Consider the following 18,706-nt stretch of genomic DNA (forward strand, 5'->3'; position numbering starts at 1 on the left):
TTACCTCTAAACAGTTCCACTCTTTCTTTGAATTTCCAAAGAAGATAGTCCGCATAGGAGTAGGTTTTATCTAGGTCCAGCTGATTGATATTAGTAATTTCCATAATTAATATTTTTACATTTTCATTTATACCTCAAAAATAGCATTGGTGTGCATCTTTAGGCTAGGGAAAATAACACTGGAAAATTCTTTATCAACGATAGGATTTAAAGTAGTGTATTTCCCATTTTCCAAAACATTCATAAGAACACTCTCTTGGTTAGGATCTACTATCCAATATTCTCTTACTCCCGCCTCCTCATAGAGTTCAAACTTATATTTCATCTCCCGTTTTGAGTTCCCAGGTGAAAGAATTTCTATAATTAAATCCGGAGCACCTATACAGCCTTTTTCGTCTAACTTACTTTTATCACAAATCACACAAAGGTCTGGCTGAACTACGGTATAAATACTTTGGTCTTCTGTATTTTGCTTAGGTAACCTCACATCAAATGGAGCTGGAAACAATTTACAAGTTTTATTCTTAAAAAGTATGAACATGAAACCATGCAAATTACTCGAAATACTCTGATGCCTTCTACTTGGTGCAGGAGACATCTGTAATATTTTACCTCTAAACAGTTCCACTCTTTCTTTAAATTTCCAAAGAAGATAGTCCGCATAGGAGTAAGTTTTATCTAAGTCTAGCTGATTGATATTAGTAATTTCCATAATGAATATTTTTACATTTTCATTTATACCTCAAAAATAGCATTGGTGTGCATTTTTAGGCTAGGAAAAATAACACTGGAAAATTCTTTATCAACGATAGGATTTAAAGTAGTGTATTTCCCATTTTCCAAAACATTCATAAGAACACTCTCTTGGTTAGGGTCTATTATCCAATATTCCCTTACTCCTGCCTCCTCATAGAGTTCAAACTTATATTTCATTTCTCGCTTTGAGTTCCCAGGTGAAAGAATCTCTATGATTAAATCCGGAGCACCTATACAACCTTTTTCGTCTAACTTACTTTCATCGCAAATCACACAAAGGTCTGGTTGAACTACAGTATAAATGCTTTGGTCTTCTGTATTTTGCTTAGGTAGCCTCACATCAAACGGAGCTGGAAAAAAATTACAAATCATATTATCTTTGTAAAAACTAAAAAAATGACCATATAGTGTTCTTGCTATCGTTTGATGCTTCACATTAGGAGCCGGAGACATCCGTAATATTTTACCTCTAAACAGTTCCACTCTTTCTTTGAATTTCCAAAGAAGATAGTCCGCATAGGAGTAGGTTTTATCTAGGTCCAGCTGATTGATATTAGTAATTTCCATAATTAATATTTTTACATTTTCATTTATACCTCAAAAATAGCATTGGTGTGCATCTTTAGGCTAGGGAAAATAACACTGGAAAATTCTTTATCAACGATAGGATTTAAAGTAGTGTATTTCCCATTTTCCAAAACATTCATAAGAACACTCTCTTGGTTAGGATCTACTATCCAATATTCTCTTACTCCCGCCTCCTCATAGAGTTCAAACTTATATTTCATCTCCCGTTTTGAGTTCCCAGGTGAAAGAATTTCTATAATTAAATCCGGAGCACCTATACAGCCTTTTTCGTCTAACTTACTTTTATCACAAATCACACAAAGGTCTGGCTGAACTACGGTATAAATACTTTGGTCTTCTGTATTTTGCTTAGGTAACCTCACATCAAATGGAGCTGGAAACAATTTACAAGTTTTATTCTTAAAAAGTATGAACATGAAACCATGCAAATTACTCGAAATACTCTGATGCCTTCTACTTGGTGCAGGAGACATCTGTAATATTTTACCTCTAAACAGTTCCACTCTTTCTTTAAATTTCCAAAGAAGATAGTCCGCATAGGAGTAAGTTTTATCTAAGTCTAACTGATTGATATTAGTAATTTCCATAATGAATATTTTTACAAATGTAGTATTTAATCTCCAATGGATGAGCAATATGAAAGATTAAAAAAATGGAAAAAACAAAAAAACAACCTCCTTTTCCTTAATCTACATCCAATTCCACGAGGATAGGACAGTGGTCACTATGCTTTACTTCGGATAAGATGAGTCCCCTTTTGAGCTGAGCTTCTAATGTTTTAGTAGCAAAATGATAATCTATTCGCCAGCCTTTATTTCGCTCTCGGGATTGCTGTCTGTAGCTCCACCAAGTATATTGGTCAGGCTCTTGATTAAAATACCTAAATGAATCTATAAGCCCACACTCTTCTATAAACTGACTCATCCAAGCCCTTTCCTCTGGTAAAAATCCTGATACATTTTTAAGCCCTACGGGATTATGAATATCAATGGCCTGATGACATATATTAAAATCTCCACAGATGATAAGGTTCGGAATGTCCTTTTGTAACGCTTTGATGTACTCCAGAAAATCAAAACAAAATTCCATTTTATAGCCCAATCTTTCTATATTAGAAGCACTAGGCACATAGACCGAGATGACAGAGAAGCCCTCAAAGTCTGCCCTCAGCACTCTGCCCTCCACATCATATTTCTCTATTCCACAGCCATAATGCACATTTTTAGGAAGCTGTTTCGTTACGATTCCTACTCCGCTATAGCCTTTTCTCACCGCCGAATGCCAAAAAGAATGGTAGCCCAATTTCTCAAAACTTTCCACATCTATTTTCGCTACTTCGGCTTTGCTTTCCTGTACACAGAGGACATCAGGAGCTGCCACTTGTAACCATCCAAAGAAATCTTTGGTAATGGCAGCACGAATTCCATTGACATTATAAGATAAAATTTTCATGAAGACAAAGGTATTTTTTTATTACATGCCCAGTTTTTCCCTTACTCTCTTGAGGGTTTGTTCAGCTATCTTTCTGGTTTTATCGGCACCTTGTTGGAGTTTTGCCTCTAGCTCATCCAGATGCGTCATATAATGATTAAACAATGTTCTTTCTTTCTCAAATTTTTGTAATATAAGGTTCAGAAGTTCCGTTTTAGCATGTCCATAGCCAAAGTTTCCTGCCAAATATTTTGCTCTCAATTCTTCAATTTGTGATTCATCCGCAATGAGTGTATAGATGGCAAACACCTTACAAGTATCTGGATTTTTGGGTTCTTCCAAAGGAGTAGAATCGGTCTCTATAGACATGATTTGTTTCTTTAATTGTTTATCTGGAAGGAAAATATTGATAAGGTTGCCTCTAGATTTAGACATTTTATTTCCATCTGTCCCTGGAACATATTTGGTATTTTCTTGCAGCTCTGCTTGAGGCAGCACAAAAGTCTCTCCCATCTGATGATTAAACCTCGCCCCCATATCTCTTGCCATTTCTAGGTGCTGCAGCTGGTCTTTTCCTACGGGAACTACTTCGGCATCATACAGTAAAATATCTGCTGCCATGAGTACAGGGTAGGTAAAAAGCCCTACATTCACATCTTCCAGTCGGTCGGCTTTATCTTTAAAAGAATGTGCCAAAGTCATCCTCTGGTAAGGAAAAAAACAAGACAAATACCAAGAAAGCTCACACACTTCAGGGATATCACTCTGACGATAGAAATAAGTTTTCTCTGTATCCAAACCACACGCTAACCACGCTGCTGCAATTTCATAAGTATTCTTTTTCAGCTCCTCTGCATTTTTAATTTGCGTAAGCGAGTGCATATTAGCAATGAATAAAAAAGATTCATTTTCCGCTTGTTTAGAAAGTTCTATAGCGGGGATAATGGCTCCTAAAAGATTCCCCAAATGCGGTGTCCCCGTAGCCTGTATTCCTGTAAGTATTCTTGACATTTCTTATTTGTTTAATGCTTAAAAATCCCTGCAAAGATAAAGAAAACATAGCATTTTTATCTGATGGAAATGATGAAAAGGAAATATGGAAATACAGAGATAGCAGACACCTATTTCCCCAATAAAACCCGCTGTTTCAATAACTTTTCACCATCGTATTTTCATGCTTACTGCGGAGTTGGGAAAAACTTAGCTAAGAGTTAGACAAAACTTAGCTAAGAGTTGGGCAAAACTTAACTAAGAGTTAGACAAAACTTAGTTAAGAGTTCGGAAAAACCTAAGCAGGAATTGAGCAAAAGGTAATTTCTTCCATTTCATGGACATACCATACTCTTTCCTGCATATAGAAATGAGCATCAAAAAAAATAGAATAGTTATATCGTTTGGTCTGTAAGAGAGTCCCGATGCATCTGCATTTTTATTGTACCTTTGTTCAAAGTTTTTATAGACTTTTAGCGAATATGAATACCATTAAAATAGATTCTATGCAATCATGGATTCTGATTTTACTTACATTAAACCCTTTTTTATAATGGCACAAAATAATCATCCTTTACTATGCGACCCCCAAACAGGCGTATGCGGAACTTCACAATCCGAGAAAAACACTGAGAATTTCCTACACAGCAACTCAAAGAAAATACAAATCATCTACTACACAGACCCGATTTGTTCTTCCTGCTGGGGCATCGAACCTCAATTGCGTAAGCTGAAACTCGAATATGGAGACCTATTTACCATTGACTATCATATGGGCGGACTCCTCCCCGACTGGAGCTATAACAGCGGTGGCATCAGTAAACCCTCCGATGTAGCCCACCATTGGGACGAAGTGAGCCCTTATTATGATATGCCCATAGATGGAGACATCTGGCTAGAAAATCCTCTAGATTCTTCCTATCCGCCCTCCATTGCTTTTAAAGCTGCTCAGCTACAAGACACAGACAAAGCGGTGGTTTTCCTACGCGAATTACGAGAAATGGTTTTCCTCCAAAAGAAAAACATCACCCAATGGGAACACATTACCGAAGCCGCCCAAAATGCTCAGCTGGATATTGCTCAACTAAAATCGGACTATGAACACCAAGCTCCCAAATCATTTCAGCAAGATTTAGACTGGGCAAGAAAAATAGGCGTTCGTGGGTTTCCTACCGTAATTTTCTTAAACGGTAATCAGCAAGAAGTGGTGTACGGTGCTAGACCCTATGCTTTTTTTGAAATGGCAATTCTTAAACTGAATCCTGATGCGGTAAAACAAGAGTACCATAAAGACTGGAAATCACTTTTCGGATACTACCCTAGCCTCACCGCCCGAGAGTTCACAGAACTTTCAGGAACGCCTAGAAAGGACAGCGAACAGCTCCTCAACACCCTTACCCAGCAAGGTATCCTCACTAAATTTGAGACCAAAAACGGAGCGATTTGGAAAATCAAATAGCCTTACTGAATTTCTAATTGTCTAATAGAAAATGGATTTTGTATAGAGACGCGAAGCAATTGGGTCTCTATTTCTATTGTTTTTTAAGCACTTTTTTAGGTACATCTTTACACAAAGCGATGCAACGACCTTGCCGGTCTATCAAAAAAATGTTTTTGCCAGACAATACGCTCGTTATCCCCCCATTAAAATGATTTACTCTATCATACTGAAAAGGAATCACCACTTTTCCTGTAGGGTCTATAAATCCGTACTTTTCCTTGTACAAAACCGCCGCTAGTCCATCAGAGAAAGTATAGGCATGCTCATATTTTACTGGGATTACCTCTCTCCCGTCCTTAGCTATAAAGCCATAAAGACCTTTATGTGAGGATACAAGTGCCAAGCCTCCGGAAAAAGACTTTACAAAAGGATAATTCGGCGAAAGCACCACCTCGCCTTTTTTATTTATAAAACTGTATTTGCCATTAATTTGTACCCTTGCCAAATCTTCGGAAAAATCCTCCGCATATTCGTATTGAATAGGAATAACCTCCTTGCCCTGTGCATCTATAAAACCGTATTTTTCATCTTTTTTCACCCTTGCCAAGCCTTCAGAAAACGGATACACCATGTCATAATCAGAAATGATGACTATTTCTCCTGCTTTATTGATAAAACCTTCTTTTCCGTCCTTTATCACCCTTGCCAATCCCTCGGAAAAATTGCCTAAAAAATCATACTGTATGGGCATACGAATTTGCCCCGTTGCGTCTATAAAGCCATAGTTTTCATTAAGCCTCACCTCTGCCAAACCTTCGGAAAAATCTCCTGCATCACTGTACTGCAAGGGAATTACTTCTTTGCCTGTTTTATCTACAAAGCCGTATTTTTCATCTTTTTCCACCCTTGCCAATCCCTCAGAAAAACGACTAACCCTATCGTATTTCAAAGGAACTACCACTATACCATTCTTATCTATAAACCCCTGCTTTCCATCTACCTGCACTCTTGCCAAACCTTCGGAAAACTCGTCTATTCCGTCGCTCTTAGGGGTACTGATAGCAGGAGTAATCTTCAATCCCGAAAGGATATTCTGTGCATGAAGTGTACATACACCTAAAAATAGAAATAATGTGATTGTTTTTTTCATTGTAGGAAATTATTAAAATTGATTTATTTTTCATTGTGTAGAGCAGCGATGCATCGCTGCTCTACGGGATTCTTTTCCCAAGAAAAAGCCTTTTTTATTTGGCTTTTTCTTTTTGGGTTTTGTTCCTTATTTTTTACTTTTTTGTCCTACGGGAATACAACGCGGAACCCGAAATAATTGAGCTGATTACTCGGATAGTTGCTGCGCCGATGGGCAACGCGAGTAATGTTGGCGTCGTCGTTGAAACCACCACCACGGAGAACACGGAGGTTGCCAGTAGTAGGCCCAGTAGGATTAGACTGTGCATTACTGCTATAAGCACCGTACCAGTCCGAACACCACTCCCATACATTACCACTCATATCATAAAGCCCTAATTCATTCGGTTGTTTTTGCCCTACAGGATGGGTAGTACGGGTACCATTCACTGAAGAATTATCATCATACCAAGCTACATCACCTACATTATTACTTCCTGCATAAAAGAAGCCTAAGCTATATTTCCCACCGCGTGCGGCATATTCCCATTCCGCTTCGGTAGGAAGCCTACCCCCTACCCACTGAGCATAAGCTCTAGCACCATACCAAGAAACATGTCCTACAGGGTGGTTTTCATAGCCCGGCGTGACTAAATACACTCCACCATTTTTTTTGATACTTCCATAATATTCATCATACCAACTGTTCCCTCCCTCTGTTTGGTTGCCTTTGACATTAAGAAACTGGGCATACTGTGCATTGGTAACCTCGTACTTGCTCATTCTAAAAGTACTTACCGTAACCTGATGCTGTGGGCGTTCATTACTATACCCTACCCCATTAGGGCTACCCATAAGAAAAGTACCGCCCTCTACGAGTACGGTTTGGTGGGTAGTAGGTGGTAAAGTAGTTCCTTGTACTTTAAAAATTTGATAATTGGTATTTGCCAATTCAGAATTATTATTTTGCTTTAACGCTCTTACTTTCCAACGGTAATGGTTGACCCCTTGGTTAAGAATTTCGGTTGCCATATTTACTACTCGCTGGGTTTGTTGCTGAGTATAGGTTTTGGTTTGTAATACGGTATTATTTGCGTCCATTGCTTGTATAGTAAGCTCAAAAACAGTACTTCCAATATGGTTTCCTTGGTCAAAAGTCCATTTAAAATCTACCTCTCCTATCTGAAGAAACTCTTGATTATGAGTAGGTGTAACAAGGCTTACGGTAGGTACATCTGTACGGTTCAGATACCTTTTCTCAAACATAGAAGTAGAGTTATAAGCATAAATAGCTCCTGCAATGTCTGTTCCTAATTCTGCTATTTTTACGGTGTTTGCTACAAAGTTTATTTTGTGGGTAAGCTGGTTTGCAATATCCTTAGTGAAATTTCTTGCCTTATCTGGAACGGAACTCACCCCCATATACTTTTTAAATATATCATAGAGGTTATTGATATAGGTATCTTTTGCACTGAAAGGTCTAGGTTTTGGTTTATTACTTGCAATTTGATCTAAACAAAACAGCAAAACTTGTTTTGAGGCTTCTCCAAACTCTTTTTTTATCATACTTTGGGTAAACTCTTGTACCTCGTCTTGGTCATTAACAAAAGCCAACCCCAAATTGGTTATAAAATCTGTGAACGGACTTTTTTTGGTACCGTATCTTAAATCATATTTAAAATCATCTTTAGAAGATTTAATTACATCACCTATTCCTAAATAGAGTGCTATCATTGGCTTTATAAAATCATTATATGCACCGTGTACCGCCACCAACATCATTTTTAGGCGTTGCTCTTCCGTGTATTGGTTAAAAGGTTTATCTAATTTTCCAAGCCCATAAAACTCTATCGCCAGTTTATCATAGTCTTGTATATCAATATTAATAGTCTCTGTAGTGTTTTCAAACGGACTGCTAGTATCCCCAAAAGCAGAACCTTTGACCAAAGACCAATAGTCTGTACTATTAGGTATGATGGTTTCCAAATGTGGAAGAGATACTTGATTCAATACATCTACCTCTTCTTTGGGAACACCATTGGCTTCTACTTTGGCTTTTTTAAAATAAATATGAAGTACTCTTTTGTGTTCATTCGCAATGGAGAACTCGTATTTTCCATCGGCTCTTTTCAAATTATTAATACTTACCAAGTTAGTAGAAAGATTGGCACTATCCCAATGCTTTTGTATAACAGCCATTATTAGTGGTTTCATATTAATAGCGGAATAATCAGGCGTATAAAGCCCTTTTAATCCTGCTACTAAGGCTTGATATACTTGATTTCTATAAGTCGAAAATTCAGGTAAAGTCTTAATATACTTTACCGTATTGGTAAATACTGTTTTATCCGTGGTAATAAACAACGGATGAGTCATTACTAATGCTACTGCAGTTTTTTCGGCATCTATAAGGGTATTAGGGTCAGAGGCGGGATCATCTATACTACACATAACCATTTCCCCTTTCTTATTGATTACATTGGTAATAATAAGCCCCGTAGGAGAATATTGTATAGTGGCAGTGTACCCTACTGTTACAGATTTACCCGTATTTCCACTTTCATTAGAAGCAGTCATTGGATACTCTCCAAAAGCATTAGAAACTACTAGCTCATCTAATATACTTTTATCCACCTCTGCTGGTAAAAGTACATTTACTTTTTCTTGCTCTATCACCGTTTCCTCTTGTGGAGCGGATGTTTCTATGTCATCTTTCCGACATCCTACCACTGCGAGCATCGTCATCGCCAGTGGTAATAAAAGATTTTTTAATTTCATTGTTGTAAATATTTAAATTTGTTAAAAAGTTAAAAAGCTAAAAGGTTAAAAGGCTATCTTGTGGTAATAGAACCACCATGCAGCGGCTCTACAGAATGACCGTTTTGGTCTTTCGTACCACTTTGGAGGTATTATTTTGCACCTCGTAGGTCTTTCAGATGACCGTTTTGGTCTTTCGTACCACCTTGGAGGTATTATTTTTCATCTCGGAGGTCTTTCAGATGACCGTTTTGGTCTTTTGTACCACCTTGGAGGTGTTATTTTTCATCTCGGAGGTCATTATTTTCGTCTTGCTTAGCCTCTGAAGGAGTGTTTCCCTTTCTTGGGCGTCTAAAAAACTGCTTCTGTTCCTTGTATTTCTCCTCAAAACCTACCATTTTAGAGCTGGCACGAAACTGCGTAAAGGCATAATCTGCAAGGCTATCCTGATAGTTATCAAAATCGTGAAAGATTTTGGAATTATTACATCGGTGAGATAGATTATTGAGCCTACTGATGACCGTTTCTAAGAAATTTCTAGACTGAAAATCTTTCTCAAACTCTGCCCAATCTACATCTGGCGACTTTAGGTTAGGCTGAGACAGGGCATAGTCTCTCGTTTTGTGGATAAAGAGTTTATTCTGCTCGTTTACTCTGCCATATCGGTTGCGGTCTTCGGGCGTGAGGTTAATATTAAGGCTTTCCAATGCCTGTTCTAATTTCGCTAAAGCCTCATTAATCGCTTCTTTCTGCTCATCACTTAGGTGATGATTGTTGAGATTGTTTAAAGACATAATTATTATGATTAAAAGGTTATACAATAAAATATTTGTTTCGTTGTAAAGCCGAGATACATCGTGGCTCCGCATTGGGAAACGCCACGCATAGCGGCTGTACAGCACAAATTTCCACCAAACATTTTTATCTCACAATAGCCTGAACATGAACGGTATAAAATAACACATGAACGGTATGAATTTATACATAAACGGTAAAAAATCGTGCATGAACGGTAAGTGTGGAGACAAAAAAACAGCGTTTTATATGCTATAAGCAGGAGGCAATAGGCTGTAAGCTGTAAGCTTCAAACAACTTCAAACCTTCAAACCATATCAAACAACTTCAATAGGCAAGAGGCAGGAAGCAATAGGCAGGAGGCAGGAAGCAGGAGGCAATAGGCTGTAAGCTGTAAGCTTCAAACAACTTCAAACCTTCAAACCATATCAAACAACTTCAATAGGCAAGAGGCAGGAAGCAATAGGCAGGAGGCAGGAAGCAGGAGGCAATAGGCTGTAAGCTGTAAGCTTCAAACAACTTCAAACCTTCAAACCATATCAAACAACTTCAATAAACAAAAAGTTTCTTCTAAATAATTGAATTTTATACATGAACGGTAGAAAATCGTGCATGAACGGTAAGGTAAAATTGGTTTTATACTATTAAATTTGCCCCTATGAAAATTTTCGTTTCCGTACTCATGTTATCTTTCTTTTCCTTGTCGTGGGGACAAAAGCAAAAGCTGCCCGCATGGGAAAATAATATCTATTGGTACAACCAATACAATACGGGACGAACTTTTTTTAATGTATGGGCCGACATCTTTCCTCTACCCAACGGCGAGGTATTCCTAAAACCGTACTACGGCGATGCCGCCAAAATAGGTGCCAATTACTACACCAATGTAAAAAAACACCTGACCGAAATAGGAGAATACACCAATACATTTTCGATTAAAAACCAAGTATTTATCATATTCAAAAACCAAATCTATCGCATAAATTCCATCGATTCATACAAAGAAAAACAATACCAGCTCATCACCACACTTCCCCAATACCATTACGATAACACGCTTGTACAAAACCACCGTGCGTACATCGCAGGAAGAAATGACGAAACCCAAACTTCTGCCCTCTACTTATTCGATGGAGAGCAAATCCGAGAGCTTAAAAAATTCAAAGGTGCTTTTATGAAAATAGGCATCTATCACGGGGTGCAATATTGGTTTCTAAAAGACAGAAAAAACAAAAAAACTACTTTTTACACCCTAAAAGACAGCGAAGTAAAAGCCGTAAAACAAGTACCTTTCGTGATAAGTGAGCTACACTTCAACAGTCTGGAAGATTTTTATTTCGTAGGGGAAGAAACACCTTATAGAGAAGCTATCTTTCACTACAAAAACGGGAAAATATCTACTGCCTTTCCACTACTACACGCCTATACCTCCTCTGCATTTCAATTGTTTTTTACACACAAAAACGGACAGCTCACGCAGTTTTATGACTTGAACAAAAATGAAAAACCTTTTGCACAAACCACCGCTGTAGAAAAAGTACACAAAAAAACCTATTCGCCAGAAACGGAAAGTATCTATTTCGGAACGATGAACGATTTGGCGAGAATGTTTCTCTTACTGAAAAAATATCCGAGACTTTTTAATGAGTCCAACTCTGATGCGATTTTCTCCATCGGGCAAACCGCCGACGGCAAAGTATGGACAGGCTCTTACAACGGATACATCACCACCCTAGACGGCGAAAAACAAACGCAAAGCAAAGTACAGGAAGTATTGGCACTCCCTGGAGGAATTTCTGTAGGTAATAAACACATCATCAACGACCAATACACGCTATCTTTACTTCTCTTCGAGAATGAAAACCGCTACAAAAAAATTGCTGAAAATGTAGCAGGATTTTACAACTTCGTCAGTAGTAAAAATATCTTTTACGCAGGAGTAAACAACTACAGAGGACTCATGTACAAGCCTGTAAAAGAAATAGAAAATACCCAAATCTCTTGGAAATTTGCAGGAAAAGAAAAGGGGATCCACCTCATCAATTGCCTCACCATAGCCGAAGACCGCTTTGGAAACATCTGGACAGGACACTCTTCCTCGGGTATCGCCGTGTATCAGCCTGATAAAGACCAAGGAAAAACTTGGCGGATAGACAAAAATGAAATCCCTTTTGGCAGTGGTGCCATGCTTACTGACTCCTACCAAACCCTATGGATAGCTACCAACAAAGGACAACTCTATTACTGGAATGGAAAGCATAAAGAAGATTTTGATACCAAAAATTTCATTTCGCTACACCATCCGCTCTTGGATTTAGACCATGAAAACATTTCTTTCATCCATCAGTGGAAAGATTATCTCATCTTAGGAAAACACAATAAAATTCTATTACTGGACTTAAAGGCATGGTACAGTGCTAAAGAAGTAAAAATCCGTTATCTCAATCCTGTAGAAGCTGCTTTTTCAGGAATGTTGGGACAAAACACCATCTTTACTGATTTTCGGGACGAAACCCTTTGGTTTTCCACCACAGATATGCTCTACAACTGGGACATCAAACGATGGACAAAGTTACCTACCTACAAAGTAAAGCCTGTACTTAATATCAAAACCGAAAAGGTTGATTTTACTCTTCAATCGAAGGAAAAAACTCGCCTCGCCCCTGACCAAAATTCATTTGAACTGAATGTATTTTATCAGGCAAAAGACAATATGCCAAGGTTTATTTCTATGATTTTAACACATGAAAGCGAAACCTCAACCACTCACCAAAAATTAGGAACAGACCGAAAATTTGATTTCAAAAATTTAGCTTCAGGAAATTATACCGCAAAAGTATTGGTTTGCCAGCAAGATGGCTCGTATGAAGAATTTTCGTATCCTATAGAAATCAGCAAACACTGGTGGGAATATTGGACATTCTGGGCAACGCTATCACTCTTGATAATCTCTATCATTTACCTTTATTTCCGTAAACACCGAGAAGTAGAGCGGCAAAAAGCGACCATCACTCAGCTTAACCTCATTACACTGAGTAAGCAATTCCGCCCTCACTTTATGCTCAATGCACTTAACAGCCTGGGAAGCGAAATGATAGGTATGCCCCACGCCGAACGAATCATCTCTCGTATAGGCGAAAGCATCAATATCATGTATTCCTTTATCAAGAAAAATAAAATCTATCTCCCCTTTGAGATGGAATGGAAACTTACGCTCAATACCATCGATATTCAAAAGGAAATCTTTATCAAAGAATTAGAGTTCACCCACCAAGGCTTAGAAATTATTCCCAAGAATTATAATATCCCCATCGGCTTGGTACAAATTATGGTGGAAAATGCCCTACTACACGGCATCAGACATAGAAAATCGCCTCCTTACTTGCTAAAGATTAGCATCAGCCAAGACGATAAATTCTATTACATAGAGATAGAAGACAACGGCGTAGGGAAAGAAAATTCAGCAAAGTTCATCAATTCCAAGAAAAACGGAACGGGTATCCAAAAAACCTACGAGACCATAGCCATTATCAACTCCAAAATCCCCAATGCCCTTGCCATAGAATTTGAAGAAATCAACCCTATGGACAAAGAAAACCCAGGAACACGCGTACGAATAAAAATGAAAAAAAACATCCACTATGAAAACCATGATTTATAATTACCTCGTAATAGAAGATGATACCAATGTGTGGAACAATATAGAGATGCGTATGAAAGCCTTTCCAAACTGGCAGCCTTGTGGTTTTTCAGAAGAATTGGATAAAACTCTTATGCTCATCAAAAAACATTTGCCACAGCTTATTTTTATGGATTGGAGTATTCAGGGAGGAAATGCTTTTGATATCCTAAATACCATAGAAAAAATACCCCATTACCAACCTTACATCATTTTTTTTACAGGTTTTCAATCAGACAGACCCGATATTCCGGAAGAAGTTTTGAACCGTTATCGATTTGTTCAAAAATACCTCGTAAAACCCATTCACGAAAAACTGACCAATTTCTTGGCAAAATATATACAAGAGGCCGAACAGATGACGCTCAACCGTCCCATGGCAGATTTTGCTTGGGTGGAAGATGATACCCATTGTAAAAAACGCATCATACCACAGGACTGCATGGCGATTATCAATGAGCCTACCAAACCTCGATGCAAGCGAATGATTTTTTGTAATAGTGAGCCTATCATTGTACGCAAAACTTGGGAAGAATGCATCAGTTTCTTTGAGAACCATCAAATCGATTATTTCATTGCCCACCACAGAAAAAGCATCGTGAATATGAGACATATTAAAAGAGTGCAAAACGCCCATATCTACCTTAACGACAGAGACTGCATAGAAGTATCAAGACAGCAATGGAAAGAGCTAGAGAAGTTATTCAGACCCGCTTAGTAGTACTTTATGCCTAATAAATTCTCTATATTATTGATTTTTAATACCTCACCATCATTATACTAAACTTTAAATCAACTAAAAGCTCAATGATACATCTTTGAAAAAAATACAACGATAAAAACTTTCAGACGCAAACACCTCCCTATCTCAAAATATTCACTTTATTTTTAAAAATAATCATTACATTTGTGAAAACTAAAATAATTCAAAATGAGAAAAAGTCTATCAGTATTATTTTTATTTTGTTTACTCTTTTCAGCTTTCGGACAAAAAAGAAAAAAGTCTGGCGTACAAGTTTCTAAAGTTCAGACCTCTGAAATTAATTGGTGGGGATATAAAATGGTGAAATCCGAAGCTACCACACATACTGGTTTTGTGAAACTGAAAAACGGAAAATTTATCTTTACCGATAAAGTACTTACAGGGGGCGAATTTACATTGGATATGAGAAGCATTGCCGCAACGGACATTACAGGAGAAGAACAGCAAAAGCTGACCCATCATCTTAAAAGTATTGATTTTTTTGATGTAAAGAAGCACCCTACCTCCAAGTTCATCATTACTAAGGTACTACCTTCTACCAACCCTGAGTACAACTACCTTATCTATGGAAACCTCACACTTAAAGGAACCAGAAAAACCATCTCTTTTCCCGCAAAAATAAGAACGAATGATAGATTTGTAGAGTTTGAATCTGCTAAAATATCCCTTAATAGAAGAGACTATAAAGTATATTACCAATCTTCCATTAGAGATTATTTCATTAATAATCAAATTGATATTCAAATAAAAATGACTGCTAACTAAAAAAATAAAAGCTGTCCGAAAGTATTTTCAGACAGCTTTTTTCTCCTTTATGAAACAAAAACTCTATGTAATTAGCGGACTAGGAGCTGATTTTACTGTTTTGGAAAAAATACAATTCCCCGAACAGTATGAAGTGGTTTTCATTGATTGGCTCATTCCTACACCGAATGAATCTTTTGACCGATATGTTCATAGAATGGCAGAAAAAATAGATGATACTCAGCCGTTTTCTTTGCTTGGGTATTCTTTTGGAGGGATCATCGTGCAGGAGATTGCCACTTTTAAGTCCCCTGAAAAAATTATTATTTTAGGAAGCATCAGAAATCATAGAGAAAAATCTGCACTCATGAACTGGGGATACAGAATTCCTATGATTAAAAAAATTCCTACTCGGTTTTTTAGTCAGAATTCTGCAGCGATGTATTTCATTATCCGAAAAATTTTTGACCCCAAAAATCCTACACTCAATCAATATTTCAGAGTAAAAGACCCTTACTACTTGAAATGGAGTATAGAAAAAATCATTCAATGGAAATTTAAAACCTTACCCCATGTAATACAAATCATGGGAGATAAGGACATTGTCTTCCCAATTGAAAAATGTAAACCAGACTTCATCATTAAAGGAGGAACACACTTATTTCCAGTAACCAAACACAAAGAAGTAAGCAAAATTTTAGCCCATTGCCTAAACACTCAATAACCGATTAATGACTTTTTTATGACTTGGAAAGATATTTTATCCCCTATAAAAGAAACTGAACAATTTACCACTTTATGGAAAAAAGTAAAGGACGAATATTCTACACACACTTGTTTTCCTCCTAAGCATCAAATTTTTAGAGCCATAGAACTCACACCTTTTGAAAAAGTTAAAGTAGTCATTATAGGACAAGACCCTTACCATAATGATTATCAAGCTAATGGACTTTCTTTTTCCGTAAACGAAAGCGTAGCGGCTCCGCCTTCACTTCGGAATATTTTTCAAGAATTGCACTCAGATTTGGGAATTAACAGAACGAGAAAAGACCTACAAGACTGGGCAGAGCAGGGCATTTTACTGCTCAATGCTACACTTACCGTACGCGCCCATCATGCCAATTCTCATAAAGATTTGGGCTGGGATTACTTTACCGATTATATCATCAAAGCACTTTCTGAGCAGAGAGAAAATATCGTTTTTGTACTCTGGGGAAGTTTTGCCCAAAAGAAAAAAATGCTCATCAATGAAGCAAAGCATTTTGTGCTTCAGTCTGCACACCCTTCACCACTCTCTGCACATAGAGGTTTCTTTGGGAGTAGGCCTTTTTCGCAAATTAATAATTTCCTATCCCAAAAAGGAATTTCTGAGATAGAGTGGTAATATCGTCCGTATCTCCAATTTACTGGGGTAAAAAGTTTTAATTGGATAAAGTACTATGAATTTAAAAATATCCAAACACCACTACTTATTCTGAAAAGTCAAAGTATCGCTGTACATTCAAAGAAAATTCGGTATAAGCATACTAGCGTATATTAACTAACATCCTATCCAATACTATTAAATAGTTAACCTCTACAAAATCAGTCTACCCATTGTAAAAATTTAAAATCAACCCTTTCAGAGTTTCGAACTCTGAAAGGGTTTGAAAGTTCAAGAGAGTTTGAAAGGTTTAATCCAACAAATCTGGTCTTCTCTCCTCGGTAATTCTGAGTGCCTCACTATGTCTCCATTCTTCTATTTTTGGGGTATTACCGCTGAGCAGAATAGAAGGTACTTTTAGCCCTTTGTATTCCTCTGGACGAGTATATATAGGAGGGGAAAGGAGATTGTCCTGAAAACTATCCGTCAGAGCACTTTGCTCATCATTCAGAACACCAGGCAATAGACGAATAACGGAATCTGCCAAAACACACGCTGCCAATTCTCCACCTGTCAGCACGAAATCACCAATGGAAATTTCCATCGTGATGTGCAAATCTCTCACTCGTTGGTCTATGCCCTTATAATGTCCACACACCAGCAATAAATTTTCTTTAATGGAAAGCGTATTCGCTATTTTCTGGCTGAGCGTAATGCCATCAGGCGTAAGGTAAATGATTTCATCATAATTTCTTTGGGATTTCAGTTCAGTGATACACTTATCCAAAGGCTCTACCATCATGACCATTCCTGCACCACCTCCGTAAGGCTCATCATCTACCTGACGATGTTTCCCTACACTCCAGTCTCTTAACTGATGAAAATGCACTTCTACCAATCCTTTTTGTACCGCCCTTCTCAGGATGGACGCCTGAAATGGGCTTTCCATCAGTTCTGGCAATACGCTGATGATGTCTATTCTCATAATAATTATTAATCTTTATTTACTGCTCCGTTCTATTACTCTTATTCGGAATAATAATGAGTCTCAGTGATGAATCTTTGTTTAAATAGCTCCACATCCAATTAAAGAAAATAGCGATTTTATTTCGTACGGAAAGGATGAGCATCAAGTGGAGGAACATCCAGAAATACCACGCAAAAATTCCTTGAAATTTAAACTTTGGTAAATCTACCACCGCTCGGTGCTTCCCGATAGTTGCCATGGAGCCCAAGTCTTCATATTCATATTCTTTCCAGTCTGAAAGATGAGTTTTTAAAATATTTCGCCCTAAATTTTTCCCTTGGTTAATCGCTACATTAGCCACTTGAGGATGTCCATTCGGGTATTTAGGTGTTTCCATATAGGCGATATCTCCGATGGCAAAAATATTCTCATACCCCAGCACTCGGTTATACCTGTCTGTTTTATACCTATTTCTTACCATAACTTCAGGATTCAGCCCTTCTATGACATTGCCCGTAACTCCCGCTGCCCAAATCACATTATTACTCTCTATTTCTTTTCCACTTTCTAAGAAAACTTTATTACCATCGTAGCCTGTTACTCTCTCAGAGCTTAAAAATTTGACACCCAGCTGTTTCAGATATTGCTCTGATTTATCCTGTGCTTCCTGACTCATTACCCCCAATGGCTTCTCAGTAGAACTGATAAGAATAATATTCAAATCATTAAAATTCATATTCGGATAGTCCCTAGGTAAAATATCGGATTTCATTTCAGCAAAAGCCCCCGCTAGTTCTACTCCTGTAGGGCCACTTCCCACAATGACGATGTTCCAGTTACCATCATCACTTCTTTTTCTTTCGATAATTAATTTTTCAAAAGTCAGCAAGATATGATTACGAATGGCTATGGCTTCTTGGGTATTTTTCATTCCGAATGCCAAGTTTTCCATCTCCTTATTGCCAAAGAAATTGGTTTTACAGCCCGTGGCAATAATGAGTTTATCATAAGAAAACTCCGCGTCATTGGTAATGATTTTATTTTGTTCAGGGACAATGCGTTGTACCTCTGTCATTCTGTACTGCGTATTCCTAGAACGCTGAAAAATTTTCCTAAAAGGAAACGAAATATTAGAAGGCTCTATCCTCCCACATGCCACCTGATAGAAAAGAGGCTGAAACATGTGGTGGTTCATTCTATCAATGACAATAACTTTTTTATTTTTATTGTTCAATGTTTTTGCTAGCTGAAGTCCAGCAAATCCACCACCGATGATTACTATTTTTTCTCTTGTGTGCATAGCC

At 37.7% G+C, this 18,706-nt stretch carries 16 protein-coding genes and 1 pseudogene; 6 read left to right on the plus strand and 11 right to left on the minus strand.

Going from position 1 to position 18,706, the window contains the following annotated elements; genetic code table 11:
* The 6 genes and pseudogenes from HMPREF9699_RS11390 to trpS all read right to left on the minus strand — a co-directional run.
* Nucleotides 1–104, minus strand: a pseudogene (locus HMPREF9699_RS11390) (Uma2 family endonuclease); the annotation flags it as partial.
* 23 nt (nt 105–127) lie between these two features.
* Complete coding sequence (locus tag HMPREF9699_RS00295) at nt 128–712, minus strand: Uma2 family endonuclease (RefSeq protein ID WP_002661407.1); 585 nt, start codon at nt 710–712, stop codon at nt 128–130.
* Between the two features lie 23 nt (nt 713–735).
* Nucleotides 736–1,323, minus strand: a complete 588-nt coding sequence (locus HMPREF9699_RS00300; protein ID WP_002661408.1) for a Uma2 family endonuclease — start codon at nt 1,321–1,323, stop codon at nt 736–738.
* 23 nt (nt 1,324–1,346) lie between these two features.
* Nucleotides 1,347–1,931, minus strand: coding sequence for a Uma2 family endonuclease (locus HMPREF9699_RS00305; protein WP_002661407.1), 585 nt, complete (start codon nt 1,929–1,931; stop codon nt 1,347–1,349).
* A gap of 97 nt (nt 1,932–2,028) precedes the next feature.
* Nucleotides 2,029–2,796 carry an exodeoxyribonuclease III gene (locus HMPREF9699_RS00310; protein ID WP_002661410.1) on the minus strand — a complete coding sequence of 256 codons (768 nt, stop codon included), beginning with the start codon at nt 2,794–2,796 and terminating at the stop codon, nt 2,029–2,031.
* Between the two features lie 21 nt (nt 2,797–2,817).
* Complete coding sequence (gene trpS, locus HMPREF9699_RS00315; protein ID WP_002661412.1) at nt 2,818–3,786, minus strand: tryptophan--tRNA ligase; 969 nt, start codon at nt 3,784–3,786, stop codon at nt 2,818–2,820.
* Between the two features lie 532 nt (nt 3,787–4,318).
* Here trpS and HMPREF9699_RS00320 point away from each other — a divergent pair.
* Nucleotides 4,319–5,224 (plus strand): DsbA family protein, encoded by a 906-nt coding sequence (locus HMPREF9699_RS00320; RefSeq protein WP_002661414.1) that lies wholly within the window; start codon nt 4,319–4,321, stop codon nt 5,222–5,224.
* A gap of 73 nt (nt 5,225–5,297) precedes the next feature.
* On the opposite strand, the gene HMPREF9699_RS00325 is transcribed toward HMPREF9699_RS00320, so the two are convergent.
* The 3 genes from HMPREF9699_RS00325 to HMPREF9699_RS00335 form a co-directional block, all read right to left on the minus strand.
* Nucleotides 5,298–6,356, minus strand: a complete 1,059-nt coding sequence (locus HMPREF9699_RS00325; RefSeq protein ID WP_002661416.1) for a WG repeat-containing protein — start codon at nt 6,354–6,356, stop codon at nt 5,298–5,300.
* Nucleotides 6,357–6,502: 146 nt separating this feature from the next.
* Nucleotides 6,503–9,112: a formylglycine-generating enzyme family protein gene (locus HMPREF9699_RS11150; protein WP_002661417.1), complete on the minus strand. Its 2,610-nt coding sequence runs from the start codon at nt 9,110–9,112 to the stop codon at nt 6,503–6,505.
* Between the two features lie 257 nt (nt 9,113–9,369).
* The gene (locus tag HMPREF9699_RS00335; RefSeq protein ID WP_002661419.1) at nt 9,370–9,885 is read right to left on the minus strand and encodes a hypothetical protein; all 516 of its coding nucleotides are present in this window, start codon (nt 9,883–9,885) and stop codon (nt 9,370–9,372) included.
* Between the two features lie 659 nt (nt 9,886–10,544).
* On the opposite strand from HMPREF9699_RS00335, the gene HMPREF9699_RS00340 reads away from it, so the two are divergent.
* From HMPREF9699_RS00340 to HMPREF9699_RS00360, 5 genes are all read left to right on the plus strand, one after another.
* Nucleotides 10,545–13,547 (plus strand): sensor histidine kinase, encoded by a 3,003-nt coding sequence (locus tag HMPREF9699_RS00340; protein WP_002661421.1) that lies wholly within the window; start codon nt 10,545–10,547, stop codon nt 13,545–13,547.
* Nucleotides 13,528–14,283, plus strand: coding sequence for a LytR/AlgR family response regulator transcription factor (locus HMPREF9699_RS00345; RefSeq protein ID WP_002661422.1), 756 nt, complete (start codon nt 13,528–13,530; stop codon nt 14,281–14,283). Before HMPREF9699_RS00340 ends, HMPREF9699_RS00345 begins: the two co-directional genes overlap by 20 nt.
* Before the next feature lie 213 nt (nt 14,284–14,496).
* Nucleotides 14,497–15,093, plus strand: coding sequence for a YceI family protein (locus HMPREF9699_RS00350; RefSeq protein WP_002661424.1), 597 nt, complete (start codon nt 14,497–14,499; stop codon nt 15,091–15,093).
* A gap of 49 nt (nt 15,094–15,142) precedes the next feature.
* Complete coding sequence (locus tag HMPREF9699_RS00355) at nt 15,143–15,796, plus strand: alpha/beta fold hydrolase (RefSeq protein WP_002661426.1); 654 nt, start codon at nt 15,143–15,145, stop codon at nt 15,794–15,796.
* Nucleotides 15,797–15,814: 18 nt separating this feature from the next.
* Nucleotides 15,815–16,456: a uracil-DNA glycosylase gene (locus tag HMPREF9699_RS00360; protein WP_002661427.1), complete on the plus strand. Its 642-nt coding sequence runs from the start codon at nt 15,815–15,817 to the stop codon at nt 16,454–16,456.
* A 289-nt stretch (nt 16,457–16,745) separates the two neighbouring features.
* On the opposite strand, the gene trmD is transcribed toward HMPREF9699_RS00360, so the two are convergent.
* Together trmD and HMPREF9699_RS00370 are read right to left on the minus strand one after the other, a co-directional pair.
* Complete coding sequence (gene trmD / locus HMPREF9699_RS00365) at nt 16,746–17,420, minus strand: tRNA (guanosine(37)-N1)-methyltransferase TrmD (RefSeq protein WP_002661429.1); 675 nt, start codon at nt 17,418–17,420, stop codon at nt 16,746–16,748.
* A 19-nt stretch (nt 17,421–17,439) separates the two neighbouring features.
* A complete protein-coding gene (locus HMPREF9699_RS00370) occupies nt 17,440–18,702 on the minus strand; it encodes an NAD(P)/FAD-dependent oxidoreductase (RefSeq protein ID WP_002661431.1) in 1,263 nt (420 codons plus the stop codon).
* Nucleotides 18,703–18,706 lie beyond the last annotated feature (4 nt).

Source organism: Bergeyella zoohelcum ATCC 43767 (genome assembly GCF_000301075.1).
In the GTDB taxonomy this organism is placed as follows: Bacteria; Bacteroidota; Bacteroidia; order Flavobacteriales; family Weeksellaceae; genus Bergeyella; species Bergeyella zoohelcum.

Coding starts and splice junctions, on each gene's coding strand:
- HMPREF9699_RS00295 (WP_002661407.1), bottom strand. CDS start 712: ATGGAAATTACTAATATCAATCAGCTAGACTTAGATAAAACTTACTCC.
- HMPREF9699_RS00300 (WP_002661408.1), bottom strand. CDS start 1,323: ATGGAAATTACTAATATCAATCAGCTGGACCTAGATAAAACCTACTCC.
- HMPREF9699_RS00305 (WP_002661407.1), bottom strand. CDS start 1,931: ATGGAAATTACTAATATCAATCAGTTAGACTTAGATAAAACTTACTCC.
- HMPREF9699_RS00310 (WP_002661410.1), bottom strand. CDS start 2,796: ATGAAAATTTTATCTTATAATGTCAATGGAATTCGTGCTGCCATTACC.
- trpS (WP_002661412.1), bottom strand. CDS start 3,786: ATGTCAAGAATACTTACAGGAATACAGGCTACGGGGACACCGCATTTG.
- HMPREF9699_RS00320 (WP_002661414.1), top strand. CDS start 4,319: ATGGCACAAAATAATCATCCTTTACTATGCGACCCCCAAACAGGCGTA.
- HMPREF9699_RS00325 (WP_002661416.1), bottom strand. CDS start 6,356: ATGAAAAAAACAATCACATTATTTCTATTTTTAGGTGTATGTACACTT.
- HMPREF9699_RS11150 (WP_002661417.1), bottom strand. CDS start 9,112: ATGAAATTAAAAAATCTTTTATTACCACTGGCGATGACGATGCTCGCA.
- HMPREF9699_RS00335 (WP_002661419.1), bottom strand. CDS start 9,885: ATGTCTTTAAACAATCTCAACAATCATCACCTAAGTGATGAGCAGAAA.
- HMPREF9699_RS00340 (WP_002661421.1), top strand. CDS start 10,545: ATGAAAATTTTCGTTTCCGTACTCATGTTATCTTTCTTTTCCTTGTCG.
- HMPREF9699_RS00345 (WP_002661422.1), top strand. CDS start 13,528: ATGAAAACCATGATTTATAATTACCTCGTAATAGAAGATGATACCAAT.
- HMPREF9699_RS00350 (WP_002661424.1), top strand. CDS start 14,497: ATGAGAAAAAGTCTATCAGTATTATTTTTATTTTGTTTACTCTTTTCA.
- HMPREF9699_RS00355 (WP_002661426.1), top strand. CDS start 15,143: ATGAAACAAAAACTCTATGTAATTAGCGGACTAGGAGCTGATTTTACT.
- HMPREF9699_RS00360 (WP_002661427.1), top strand. CDS start 15,815: ATGACTTGGAAAGATATTTTATCCCCTATAAAAGAAACTGAACAATTT.
- trmD (WP_002661429.1), bottom strand. CDS start 17,420: ATGAGAATAGACATCATCAGCGTATTGCCAGAACTGATGGAAAGCCCA.
- HMPREF9699_RS00370 (WP_002661431.1), bottom strand. CDS start 18,702: ATGCACACAAGAGAAAAAATAGTAATCATCGGTGGTGGATTTGCTGGA.